Below are 12,560 nucleotides of genomic sequence, written 5' to 3' on the forward strand. Positions count from 1 at the left end.
ACCGCAATGGACCGCGCACAAAAGGCCGAGTCGATCGAGACGCTCAAGGGCGTGTTCGCCGACGCCGGCTCCGTGGTCGTGACCCACAACCTGGGTCTGACCGTTGCGGAAATGGAAGATCTGCGCGGCCGTCTTCGCAAAGAAGGCGGCGCGTTCAAGGTGGTCAAGAACCGCCTGGCGCTGAAGGCGCTCGAAGCCGAAGAAGGCAGCGGCTACCACGGCCTGTTCAAGGGCCCCGTGGGCATCGCCTATGCTGAGAACCCGGGCACGGCCGCCAAGGTCGCCACCGAGTTCGCCAAGGCCAATGATCGCTTCAAGATCATCGGCGGCTTCATGGGCGAAACCGTCGTCGATCAGAAGGGTGTCGAGGCTCTCGCGAAACTCCCGACGCTCGACGAAGTCCGCGCTCAGCTCATCGGCCTGCTCAATGCGCCCGCGACCAAGGTCGCCGGCGTGCTGCAAGCGCCCGCCGGTCAGCTGGCTCGCGTGTTCAACGCCTACGCCACCAAGGAAGCCGCGTAAGCGGCGGACCCTTTCATCTCTGCATCATTCTCTGAAACCAATCCTCCGAAGGAAAACTGACAATGGCCGACCTCGCCAAGATCGTCGAAGACCTGTCCGCGCTTACCGTTCTGGAAGCCGCTGAACTCTCCAAGCTGCTGGAAGAAAAGTGGGGCGTTTCCGCCGCCGCTCCGGTCGCCATGGCCATGCCGGCCGGCGGCGGCGCCGCTGCTCCGGCTGAAGCCGCTGAAGAGCAAACCGAGTTCACCGTCGTCCTGGTCGACGGCGGCGACAAGAAGATCAACGTCATCAAGGAAGTCCGCGGCGTCCGTTCGGACCTGGGTCTGAAGGAAGCCAAGGACCTGGTCGAAGGCGCTCCGCAGAACGTCGTCGAGAACGTCTCCAAGCAACAAGCCGACGAGATCGCCAAGAAGCTGACGGAAGCCGGCGCCAAGGTCCAGATCAAGTAATCTGGGTCTCAGCTCCGCTGAAGATCGGAAAGGCCCGGCGGGAAACCGCCGGGCTTTTTTGTTGGCCTACCGCGCTTCGCGCTGCTTGAGGCCCGTTAGCGCTATGGCTGGGGCCTAGTCCGTATCAGTTCTGCGGGCGTGTCCGCGCGGCGAAGAAGGCCCACATGGCGTCGTTGTCGGCGACCCAGCTGTGGCCCCCGCCGGCGGTGATGCGGCCGACGACGTCGGCGCCGTCTCGGCAGGCGGCATAGCCTTCTTCATAGACCTGGGCCGTGACCCAGACGGTGGGACGCGGGGCCGCGCAGCCGTTCAACTGGGCCCAGCGCTGTTCGGCCGCATGCATGGTGTAGCTCCAATATGGGGCGCCGCCGCCCTGGATCGGATTGGTGGTGTCGGCGTCGCCGGCGAAGGCCATCACCGGCATGGGGCGCGACGGCCGGCAGGTGGCGGGATCAGGGCGCTGAGGATCACGCCGATCGGGCCGTCCGGCGCGCAGCCCGACCACGGGAGCGATGGCGGCGAACCGGTCCGCGGCCGCGCAGCCCAGCCAGGAGGTCATCCGGCCGCCGCCCGACAGGCCGGTCGCATAGACCCTCGACCGATCGACACAGCCCTGATCGGCCAGGGCGTCGATGGTCTCGGTCATGAAGGCCACGTCGTCGGCGTCGTTCGGGCCGGGAATCTTTCCGGCTATGGTGGGCACGCCCGGCACGTTCCAGACGAAGCCGCGCTCCACCGGAATGCCGCCGTCGGGCGCAATGACGATGAAGCCGTGCCGATCCGCCGTCTCGGCCAGCCGCGACGACGCCAGAATTTCGGCGCCCGTGCCGCCGCTGCCGTGCAGCAGAAAGACCAGGGGGGCGGGGCGCTGCGGATCGAAACCGCGCGGCGTGTGAATCTGCACCGTGCGCCCAGTCTGGCCCAGCGTTTGGCCCATCGTCCGGGTTTGAGTCGCGCCCGCCGGCCCCAAGGCGCAATCGGCCCTGGCGGCTGAGCCGAACGCCAGAACGCCCGTCAGCAGGGGCACGACCAGGGCCGCGATCCAAGCTTTCATGCCGTCCGTCTCCGTTGGGGTGGGGGAGGCGGCAGGCTTGCCCCAGCCGGGCAGGCCTCGCAAGCGCGGCCTTGGCGGATCGGTTCGGCTTCCCATCTGTTACGCCTGAAAAGGAGCCCCCGAAATGAAGATCCTGATGGTGCTGACCTCGCACGACCAGCTCGGCGACACCGGCAAGAAGACCGGTTTCTGGCTGGAGGAACTGGCCGCCCCCTATTATGCGCTCAAGGACGCCGGGGCCGAGATCGTCCTGGCCTCGCCCAAGGGCGGTCAGCCGCCGCTGGACCCCAAGAGCGACGATCCCGACGCCCAGACCGAGGACACGCGCCGCTTCAAGGCCGATGCCGAGGCCCAGGCCGCCCTGGCCTCGACCGTCGAACTGTCCTCGGTCAAGGCCGAGGACTTCGACGCCGTCTTCTATCCGGGCGGTCACGGCCCTCTTTGGGATCTCGCCAACGATCCCGCCTCGATCGCCCTGATCGAAGCCTTCGCCAAGGCGGGCAAGCCGACGGGCCTGGTCTGTCACGCGCCCGGCGTTCTGAAGTCGGTCAACGGGCCGGACGGACAGCCGCTGGTCAACGGCCGCAAGGTGACAGGCTTCACCAATACCGAGGAGGAGGCTGTCGGCCTGACGGCCGTGGTGCCCTTCCTGGTCGAGAACGTGCTGAGCGCCAACGGCGGCGACTATTCGCGCGGCCCCGACTGGGGCTCCCATGTCGTCGTGGACGGCAAGCTGGTTACCGGTCAGAACCCCGCCTCCTCGCGCGACGCGGCGGAGGCCCTGCTGCAACTGCTGAAGTCCTGAGACTTAGGGGCCCGTCAGAGCCCGTCCAGGGCAGCGGCCATGCGCGGCTTGAAATCGGCCTGTTGCGGCACGTCGCCATGGTCAGCCTGAGGGAAGAGCAGATGTTCGACCCTGAGACCCTCGGTCCTCAGTTCGCGCGCCAGACGGCGGCTGAGCGCCGGGGGCAGGGTCTTGTCGCGTCCGGCCTCCAGCACCACCACCTTGCCGGAATAGGTTTTGAGCGCCGCCGGCACGTCGATAGCATCCAGGTTCGGGGCGATGTTCACCCGGACGAAGGGGCGGGCCCAGCCAACCATCGTGTCCACCGCCGCACGCGTGCTGGGGGTGGTGGCTTCCAGAACGAGGGCGTCGGCTTTCATATAGGCGGCGGCCTGGGCGCAGACGGGGCCGCCCAGGGAATGGCCCCAGGCGATCAGCTTGCGGCCTTCGGCCTCGGCCTGGGCGCGCGCCGCGTCCGCGACTGCGACGCCGGCGGCGAGAAAATTGGCGTAGTCCGCCTGGCCCGCCGTATCGCCATAGCCCGGATAGTCGAACATCAACACGTCGCCGAACGGCGCCAGCTCATTGGCGACCGTCCCGGCGCCGCTGCTGCGCCGAAACAGGTTGCCGCCGCAGTACAGGATCAGGGGCGCGTCGCGGCGGCCGGTCCTGATCCGCGTGGTCCCAATGTCGCCGCCCGCATACCTCAGTCGAACGACTTCGGCGGGGAAGACCATGGGGGCGTCGGTCGGCAGGTCGATCTTTTCGGCCGCCACGCGCGCGTCTGGATAGAAGAAGGCGTCCTCCGGCACGTCCAGCGACAGGCAGCCGCCCAGCAGCAGGACGCACAAGGCCGAGGCGACAGCGCATTGACGGGCGTGGTTCTGCATCTGAGCGGTTCCCCCTGACGCCATCTCTTCGGCGCGACTCGCCGGTCCGTCAATCCGCCTTAGACGCCTTGGCAAAGGGGCGCGAAAATATGGGGCAGGGGCCTTTATTTCGCCGCGGAAGCGAGTATATGTCCGCGTTCCGCAACACTCCTAAAGAGTCTGCGCGCAAGCGCCGAGGCCCGGTCCGTCGCCCTCCGACCGGAGCGAAGGCGCGGCTCCTCCCCCAGGGAGCCGGTACATTTCAGGCGTCCTGGTCCGGCAGCGGGCCGAGGGTGGGCGTCGAAAACCTGGCTGCGGACGCTGAAAACGCGCGCCGCGGCTGCTGCATTTCACGCGCGGCTTCCCCGGGTCGCGCGCCATGGGAAACACTGAATGACTGACGTCGCCCACGATCTCGCCATCAACGGTCAGATCGCCTCCGCCACCTCGTTCACCGGCAAGAAGCGCATCCGCAAGTCCTTCGGGCGTATTCCCGAAGCCGTCCAGATGCCGAACCTGATCGAGGTTCAACGCGCCTCCTACGAACAGTTCCTGCAACGCGAAGTCCGTCCGGGCCAGCGCAAGGAGCAGGGCATCGAGGCGGTCTTCAAGTCGGTGTTCCCGATCAAGGACTTCAACGAACGCGCCATCCTGGAATACGTCTCCTACGAGTTCGAAGATCCGAAGTACGACGTCGAGGAGTGCATTCAGCGCGACATGACCTATGCCGCGCCGCTGAAGGTCAAGCTGCGCCTGATCGTCTTTGAGACCGACGAGGAAACGGGAGCCCGTTCGGTCAAGGACATCAAGGAGCAGGACGTCTACATGGGCGACATCCCGCTCATGACGGACAAGGGCACCTTCATCGTCAACGGCACCGAGCGCGTGATCGTCTCGCAGATGCACCGTTCGCCGGGCGTCTTCTTCGACCACGACAAGGGCAAGACGCACAGCTCGGGCAAGCTGCTGTTCGCCGCGCGCGTCATCCCCTACCGCGGCTCCTGGCTGGACTTCGAGTTCGACGCCAAGGACGTGGTCTATGTCCGCATCGACCGCCGCCGCAAGCTGCCGGCCACGACCTTCCTGATGGGTCTGGGCATGGACGGCGAAGAAATCCTGAAGACCTTCTACGAGACCGTGCCCTACGAGAAGCGCGGCGAGGGCTGGGTCACGCCGTACAAGGCCGAGCGCTGGCGCGGGGTGAAGCCGGAGTTCGACCTGATCGACGCCGACACCGGCGAAGTGGTCGCCCAGGCCGGCCAGAAAATCAGCGCCCGCGCCGCCAAGAAGCTGGGTGAAACGGTCAAGTCGCTGTCGCTGGCCGCCGACGCCCTGGTGACCAAGTATCTGGCGAACGACGCCGTCAACTTCGAGACCGGCGAAATCTTCGCCGAAGCCGGCGACGAGCTGGACGCCGCCACCATCGCGGTGCTGGAAGAGAACGGTTTCACCACCATCGAGGTGCTGGACATCGACCACGTCACGGTCGGCGCCTACATGCGCAACACCCTGCGCATCGACAAGAACGACAACCGCGAAGACGCCCTGTTCGACGTCTATCGCGTGATGCGTCCGGGCGAGCCGCCTACCCCGGAAGCCGCCGAAGCCATGTTCAACTCGCTGTTCTTCGACAGCGAGCGCTACGACCTGTCGGCCGTGGGCCGGGTCAAGATGAACATGCGTCTGGAGACCCCCGAGGTGTCCGACGAGATCCGCGTCCTGCGCAAGGAGGACGTGCTGAAGGTGTTGCAGATCCTGGTCGGGCTGAAGGACGGCCGCGGCGAGATCGACGATATCGACAACCTGGGCAACCGCCGGGTCCGTTCGGTCGGCGAACTGCTGGAGAACCAGTACCGCGTCGGCCTGCTGCGGATGGAGCGCGCCATCAAGGAGCGCATGTCCTCGGTCGATATCGACACGGTCATGCCGCACGACCTGATCAACGCCAAGCCGGCCGCCGCGGCGGTTCGCGAATTCTTCGGCTCGTCGCAGCTGTCGCAGTTCATGGACCAGACGAACCCGCTGTCGGAAATCACCCACAAGCGTCGTTTGTCGGCGCTTGGCCCGGGCGGTCTGACGCGTGAGCGCGCGGGCTTCGAAGTCCGCGACGTCCACCCGACCCACTATGGCCGCATCTGCCCGATCGAAACGCCGGAAGGCCCGAACATCGGCCTGATCAACTCCCTGGCCACTCACGCCCGCGTCAACAAGTACGGCTTCATCGAGAGCCCGTACCGCCGCGTGAAGGACGGCAAGGCCCAGGGCGAGGTGGTCTACATCTCCGCCATGGAGGAGTCGAAGTACACGATCGCCCAGGCGAACATCGAACTGAAGGACGGGGTGATCGTCGAGGACCTGGTCCCCGGCCGGATCAACGGCGAATCCCAGCTCCTGAACAAGGACGCGGTGGACATGATGGACGTGTCGCCGAAACAGGTCGTTTCGGTCGCCGCCGCCCTGATCCCCTTCCTCGAAAACGACGACGCCAACCGCGCACTGATGGGCGCGAACATGCAACGTCAGGCCGTGCCGCTGGTGCAGTCGGACGCGCCCCTGGTCGGCACCGGCATGGAAGCGGTCGTGGCCGTGGACTCCGGCGCCGTGGTGGTGGCCCGTCGTGACGGCGTCGTCGAACAGATCGACGGCACCCGGATCGTCGTGCGCGCCACCGGCGAGGTGGACGCCGCCCGTTCGGGCGTCGACATCTACCGCCTGTCGAAGTTCCAGCGTTCGAACCAGTCGACCTGCATCAACCAGCGCCCGATCGTGCGCGTGGGCGATGCGGTGAAGGCCGGCGACGTGATTGCCGACGGTCCGTCGACGGACCTGGGCGAACTGGCCCTGGGCCGCAACGCCCTGGTCGCCTTCATGCCCTGGAACGGCTACAACTTCGAAGACTCCATCCTGATCTCCGAGCGCATCGTGCGCGACGACGTCTTCACCTCCATCCACCTCGAGGAGTTCGAGGTGATGGCGCGGGATACGAAGCTCGGGCCGGAGGAAATCACCCGCGACATCCCCAACGTCGGCGAGGAAGCCCTGCGCAACCTCGACGAGGCGGGCATCGTGGCCATCGGCGCCGAGGTCCAGCCCGGCGACATCCTGGTCGGCAAGGTGACGCCGAAGGGTGAGTCGCCCATGACCCCGGAAGAGAAGCTGCTGCGCGCCATCTTCGGCGAGAAGGCTTCGGACGTGCGCGACACCTCCCTGCGCCTGCCGCCCGGCGTCGCCGGCACGATCGTCGACGTCCGCGTCTTCAACCGTCACGGCGTGGACAAGGATGAACGCGCCCTGGCCATCGAACGCGCCGAGATCGAACGCCTGGGCAAGGACCGCGACGACGAGCTCAAGATCCTGGAGCGCAACGTCTACGGCCGTCTGAAGCCGCTGCTGCTGGGCAAGACCGCCGTGTCGGGTCCGAAGGGCATCGGTCGCGGCGAGCTGACCGAAGAGAAGCTGGCCGAGGTCAGCCGCGGCCTGTGGTGGCAGATCGCCCTGGACGACGAAAAGGCCATGGGCGAGCTGGAGGCGATGAAGCGCCAGTTCGAGGACGCGCGTAAGCAACTGGACCGTCGTTTCGAAGACAAGGTCGAGAAGCTGCAACGCGGCGACGAACTGCCCCCCGGCGTGATGAAGATGGTCAAGGTCTTCGTGGCCGTGAAGCGCAAGCTTCAGCCCGGCGACAAGATGGCCGGCCGTCACGGCAACAAGGGCGTCATCTCCAAGATCCTGCCGATCGAGGACATGCCGCACCTGGAGGACGGCACCCACGTGGACGTGGTTCTGAACCCGCTGGGCGTGCCGTCGCGCATGAACATCGGCCAGATCTTCGAAACCCACCTGGGTTGGGCCGCCGCCGGCCTGGGCAAGCAGATCTCCGGTCTGCTGGAAGCCTGGCAGCAGGGTGGACAGAAGCAGGCTCTGATCGACCGTCTGACCGAAATCTACGGCCCGGAAACCCCGCTGCCGGAAGACGAGGAAGAGCTGATCGAACTGGCGAAGAACCTGTCCAAGGGCGTGCCCTTCGCGACCCCGGTCTTCGACGGTGCGCACATCGGCGACATTGAGCGTCTGCTGGAAGAGGCCGGCCTGCACAAGTCGGCCCAGTCGATCCTGTACGACGGTCAGACCGGCGAGCAGTTCAAGCGTCCGGTCACGGTCGGCTACATCTATATGCTGAAGCTGCACCACCTGGTCGACGACAAGATCCACGCCCGCTCGATCGGCCCGTACTCGCTGGTCACCCAGCAGCCGCTGGGCGGCAAGGCGCAGTTCGGCGGTCAGCGCTTCGGGGAAATGGAGGTCTGGGCTCTGGAAGCCTACGGCGCCGCCTACACCCTGCAGGAGATGCTGACGGTGAAGTCCGACGACGTGGCCGGCCGGACCAAGGTCTACGAGGCCATCGTCCGCGGCGACGACAGCTTCGAGGCCGGCATTCCCGAGAGCTTCAACGTGCTCATCAAGGAAATGCGTTCGCTGGGTCTGAACGTGGAGCTGGAGAACAGCTGAGGCGCGTAGCGCCTCAGAGTGGCGAGTAATGAGTGGCGAGTGGCGAGTGAAGAAATTCAGCGTCGCCCTTGCCCTTCTTCCTCGCCACTCACCACTCGCCACTCGCCACTAAGTTTTTCGCGGTCTCCGACCGCAGCAAGGAACCCAAGATGAACCAGGAAGTCCTGAACATCTTCAACCCGGTCCCGGTCACCCCGACCTTCGACCAGATCAAGATCGCCCTGGCCTCGCCGGAGAAGATCCGCTCGTGGTCGTTCGGCGAGATCAAGAAGCCGGAAACCATCAACTACCGCACGTTCAAGCCCGAGCGTGACGGCCTGTTCTGCGCCCGTATCTTTGGCCCGACCAAGGACTACGAATGCCTGTGCGGCAAGTACAAGCGCATGAAGTACAAGGGCATCATCTGCGAGAAGTGCGGCGTCGAGGTCACCCTGGCCCGCGTTCGCCGCGAGCGGATGGGCCACATCGACCTCGCCGCGCCGGTCGCCCACATCTGGTTCCTGAAGTCGCTGCCCAGCCGCATCTCGCTGATGCTGGACATGGCGCTGAAGGACGTCGAGCGCGTCCTGTATTTCGAGAACTACATCGTCACCGAGCCGGGCCTGACGCCGCTGAAGCAGAACCAGCTGCTGACGGAAGACGAGTTCTATCGCTACCAGGAAGAATACGGCGACGACGGCTTCACCGCCGAGATCGGCGCGGAGGCCGTCCGCAATCTGCTGATGGGCATCGACCTGAACGCCGAGGCCGAGAAGCACCGCGCCGAACTGGCCGACAATCCGTCGGAAATGAAGGCCAAGAAGGCGTCCAAGCGCCTGAAGCTGATCGAAGCCTTCCTGGAATCGGGCAACAAGCCCGAGTGGATGATCCTGACCATCGTGCCGGTCATCCCGCCGGAACTGCGTCCGCTGGTGCCGCTGGACGGCGGTCGTTTCGCGACCTCCGACCTGAACGACCTGTATCGCCGGGTCATCAACCGGAACAACCGTCTGAAGCGCCTGATGGAGCTGCGGGCGCCGGACATCATCATCCGTAACGAAAAGCGGATGCTGCAGGAGTCCGTCGACGCCCTGTTCGACAACGGCCGTCGCGGCCGCGTGATCACGGGCGCCAACAAGCGGCCCCTCAAGTCGCTGGCCGACATGCTGAAGGGCAAGCAGGGTCGCTTCCGTCAGAACCTGCTGGGCAAGCGCGTCGACTATTCGGGCCGTTCGGTCATCACCGTGGGTCCGGAGCTGAAGCTGCACGAGTGCGGCCTGCCCAAGAAGATGGCGCTGGAGCTGTTCAAGCCCTTCATCTACGCGCGCCTCGACGCCAAGGGCCTGTCGGGCACCGTCAAACAGTCCAAGCGCATGGTGGAGCGCGAACAGCCCGCCGTCTGGGACATCCTGGACGAGGTCATCCGCGAGCACCCGGTGCTGCTGAACCGCGCCCCGACCCTGCACCGTCTGGGCATTCAGGCGTTCGAGCCCAAGCTGATCGAGGGCAAGGCCATCCGCCTGCACCCCCTGGTCTGCACCGCCTTCAACGCCGACTTCGACGGCGACCAGATGGCCGTTCACGTGCCGCTGAGCCTCGAGGCCCAGCTGGAAGCGCGCGTCCTGATGATGTCGACCAACAACATCCTGTCGCCCGCCAACGGCAAGCCGATCATCGTGCCGTCGCAGGACATCGTCCTGGGTCTGTACTACCTGTCGCTGGTCAAGGACGGCGAGCCGGGCGAGGGCAAGCTGTTCGCCAACATCGGCGAGATCGACGCCGCTTTGGACGCCAAGGTCGTGACCCTGCACAGCCGCATCAAGGCGCGCTGGACCGAGCTGGACGCCGAGGGCAAGGAGGTGACCAAGGTCATCGACACCACGCCGGGCCGGATGAAGCTGGCCGCCCTGCTGCCGCGCAACCCGAACGTCGGCTATCGCCTGCTCGAGAAGAACCTGACCAAGAAGGAGATCGGGAACCTGATCGACGTGGTCTATCGCCACTGCGGTCAGAAGGCGACGGTCATCTTCGCCGACCAGATGATGGGCCTGGGCTTCCGCGAGGCCGCCAAGGCGGGCATCTCCTTCGGCAAGGACGACATCGTCATCCCGGCGAAGAAGGCCGAGCTGGTCGCCGAAACCCGCACCCAGGTCGAGGAGTACGAGCAACAGTACGCCGACGGCCTGATCACGCGCGGCGAGAAGTACAACAAGGTCGTCGACGCTTGGGCCAAGGCCACGGATCGGATCGCCGACGCCATGATGGGCGAGATCGCGCAGCCGCGCGTGCTGATCGAGGGCGAAAACCCCGACATCAACTCGGTCTATATGATGGCCAACTCCGGCGCCCGGGGTTCGCAGGCCCAGATGAAGCAGCTGGGCGGCATGCGCGGCCTGATGGCCAAGCCCTCCGGCGAGATCATCGAGACGCCGATCACCTCGAACTTCAAGGAAGGCCTGACCGTCCTTGAATACTTCAACTCGACCCACGGCGCCCGTAAGGGTCTGGCCGACACCGCGCTGAAGACCGCCAACTCGGGTTATCTGACCCGCCGTCTGGTGGACGTGGCGCAGGACTCGATCGTCACTGAACAGGATTGCGGCTCGACCCGCGGCATCACCCTGCGTGCGGTGATGGAGGGCGGCGACGTCCTGGTCTCTCTGGGCGCCCGTATCCTGGGCCGTTATGCGGCCGAGGACATCAAGGAGCCGGGTACGGACACGGTCCTGTTCCCCGCCGACACCTATCTGGTGGAAGAGGTGGTCGAGGCCATCGAAGCCGCCGGCGTCCAGTCGGTGAAGGTGCGTTCGGCCCTGACCTGCGAAGCCGAGGCCGGCATCTGCGCCCACTGCTACGGCCGTGACCTGGCGCGCGGCACCAACGTCAACATCGGCGAAGCGGTCGGCGTCATCGCCGCCCAGTCGATCGGCGAGCCGGGCACCCAGCTGACCATGCGGACCTTCCACATCGGCGGTACGGCCCAGGTGGCGGAAACCTCCTTCATGGAGGCGACCAACGCCGGTACGGCCAAGGTCACCGGCCCGACCGTCGTTGCGGCCCACGGCGACCTGGTGGCCATGAGCCGCAACGTCATCGTGACCGTGGTCGTGGACGGCAAGGACCGCGAGACGCACAAGGCTCCGTACGGCGCGCGCATCCGCGTCAAGGATGGCGATCCGGTCAAGAAGGGCCAACGCTTGGCCGAGTGGGACCCCTACACCACCCCGATCCTGACGGAAGTCGGCGGCGTGGTGCGCTTCGAGGACCTGGTCGAGGGCCTGTCGGTCAAGGAAGAGACCGACGAAGCCACCGGCATCGCCCAGCGCGTCGTCAGCGACTGGCGGGCCAGCCCGCGCGGCTCGGACCTGCGTCCGGCCATGGGGATCACCAGCGGCGACGCCTACGCCAAGCTGTCGTCGGGCTCCGACGCCCGCTATCTCCTGCCCGTCGGCGCGGTTCTGTCCGTGGCGAACGGCGACGAGGTCAAGCCGGGCGAGATCATCGCCCGCGTTCCGACCGAAGGCGCCAAGACCCGCGATATCACCGGCGGTCTGCCGCGCGTCGCCGAACTGTTCGAAGCCCGTCGTCCGAAGGACTGCGCCGTCATCGCCGAGATGGACGGTCGCGTGGAGTTCGGTCGCGACTACAAGAACAAGCGCCGCATCAAGATCACGCCGGAGCCCAACGCCGACGGCGTTCAGGGCGAACCCGTCGAGTTCCTGATCCCGAAGGGCAAGCACATCTCCGTCCACGACGGCGATCTGATCCAGAAGGGCGACTACATCATCGACGGCAACCCGGATCCGCACGATCTGCTGCGCATCCAGGGCGTCGAGGCGCTGGCCGAGTATCTGGTGAACGAGGTGCAGGAGGTCTACCGACTGCAGGGCGTGCCGATCAACGACAAGCACATCGAAGTCATCGTGCGTCAGATGCTGCAGAAGGTCGAGGTGATCGACGCCGGTGAAACCACCCTGATCCGCGGCGACACGGTCGAGGTGGCCGAGGCGGCTCTGGAGAACGCCAAGGTCGAGAAGCGCGGCGGTCGTCCGGCCATCACCCAGCCGGTTCTGCTGGGCATCACCAAGGCGTCGCTGCAGACCCGCAGCTTCATCTCGGCGGCCTCTTTCCAGGAGACTACGCGCGTCCTCACCGAGGCTTCGGTCCACGGCAAGAAGGACATGCTGGAAGGCCTGAAGGAGAACGTCATCGTCGGCCGTCTGATCCCGGCCGGTACGGGCGCCTATCTGCGGTCGCTGCAGAAGATCGCCAACGAGCGCGACGCCGAACTGACCCAGGCCCGCGAAGACGCGATCGAGCCGCTGCCGGCCGATCTGCAACTGGAGCTGGAGAGCAGCGAAGGCTGATCTCCGGTTACGGATGTGATGAACTGA

7 protein-coding genes are annotated in these 12,560 nt (G+C 66.0%); 5 read left to right on the plus strand and 2 right to left on the minus strand.

Annotation, left to right across the window (positions count from 1 at the left end; all coding sequences use genetic code 11):
• Positions 1-6 precede the first annotated feature (6 nt).
• Complete coding sequence (gene rplJ, locus GGQ93_RS11695; RefSeq protein WP_183217168.1) at positions 7-522, plus strand: 50S ribosomal protein L10; 516 nt, start codon at positions 7-9, stop codon at positions 520-522.
• A gap of 62 nt (positions 523-584) precedes the next feature.
• On the plus strand, positions 585-971 hold the full coding sequence (gene rplL, locus GGQ93_RS11700) for a 50S ribosomal protein L7/L12 (RefSeq protein ID WP_152950534.1): 387 nt from the start codon (positions 585-587) through the stop codon (positions 969-971).
• Positions 972-1,095: 124 nt separating this feature from the next.
• Here rplL and GGQ93_RS11705 read toward each other — a convergent pair whose 3' ends face one another.
• A complete protein-coding gene (locus GGQ93_RS11705; RefSeq protein ID WP_183217170.1) occupies positions 1,096-2,025 on the minus strand; it encodes a CE1 family esterase in 930 nt (309 codons plus the stop codon).
• 124 nt (positions 2,026-2,149) lie between these two features.
• On the opposite strand from GGQ93_RS11705, the gene GGQ93_RS11710 reads away from it, so the two are divergent.
• Entirely contained in the window at positions 2,150-2,830 is a 681-nt protein-coding gene (locus tag GGQ93_RS11710; protein ID WP_183217172.1) for a type 1 glutamine amidotransferase domain-containing protein, read from the plus strand.
• 14 nt (positions 2,831-2,844) lie between these two features.
• On the opposite strand, the gene GGQ93_RS11715 is transcribed toward GGQ93_RS11710, so the two are convergent.
• The gene (locus GGQ93_RS11715; protein WP_183217174.1) at positions 2,845-3,699 is read right to left on the minus strand and encodes an alpha/beta hydrolase family protein; all 855 of its coding nucleotides are present in this window, start codon (positions 3,697-3,699) and stop codon (positions 2,845-2,847) included.
• A gap of 372 nt (positions 3,700-4,071) precedes the next feature.
• On the opposite strand from GGQ93_RS11715, the gene rpoB reads away from it, so the two are divergent.
• Together rpoB and rpoC are read left to right on the plus strand one after the other, a co-directional pair.
• Positions 4,072-8,187 (plus strand): DNA-directed RNA polymerase subunit beta, encoded by a 4,116-nt coding sequence (gene rpoB, locus GGQ93_RS11720; protein WP_183217176.1) that lies wholly within the window; start codon positions 4,072-4,074, stop codon positions 8,185-8,187.
• Between the two features lie 149 nt (positions 8,188-8,336).
• Positions 8,337-12,533: a DNA-directed RNA polymerase subunit beta' gene (gene rpoC / locus GGQ93_RS11725; RefSeq protein ID WP_183217178.1), complete on the plus strand. Its 4,197-nt coding sequence runs from the start codon at positions 8,337-8,339 to the stop codon at positions 12,531-12,533.
• Positions 12,534-12,560 lie beyond the last annotated feature (27 nt).

Origin of the sequence: Brevundimonas aurantiaca (genome assembly GCF_014199955.1) — a bacterium.
In the GTDB taxonomy this organism is placed as follows: Bacteria; Pseudomonadota; Alphaproteobacteria; order Caulobacterales; family Caulobacteraceae; genus Brevundimonas; species Brevundimonas aurantiaca.

Excerpts from the sequence above, each read along its gene's own strand:
- GGQ93_RS11715 (WP_183217174.1), bottom strand. The coding sequence starts at position 3,699 with ATGCAGAACCACGCCCGTCAATGCGCTGTCGCCTCGGCCTTGTGCGTC.
- rpoB (WP_183217176.1), top strand. The coding sequence starts at position 4,072 with ATGACTGACGTCGCCCACGATCTCGCCATCAACGGTCAGATCGCCTCC.
- GGQ93_RS11705 (WP_183217170.1), bottom strand. The coding sequence starts at position 2,025 with ATGAAAGCTTGGATCGCGGCCCTGGTCGTGCCCCTGCTGACGGGCGTT.
- rplJ (WP_183217168.1), top strand. The coding sequence starts at position 7 with ATGGACCGCGCACAAAAGGCCGAGTCGATCGAGACGCTCAAGGGCGTG.
- rplL (WP_152950534.1), top strand. The coding sequence starts at position 585 with ATGGCCGACCTCGCCAAGATCGTCGAAGACCTGTCCGCGCTTACCGTT.
- rpoC (WP_183217178.1), top strand. The coding sequence starts at position 8,337 with ATGAACCAGGAAGTCCTGAACATCTTCAACCCGGTCCCGGTCACCCCG.
- GGQ93_RS11710 (WP_183217172.1), top strand. The coding sequence starts at position 2,150 with ATGAAGATCCTGATGGTGCTGACCTCGCACGACCAGCTCGGCGACACC.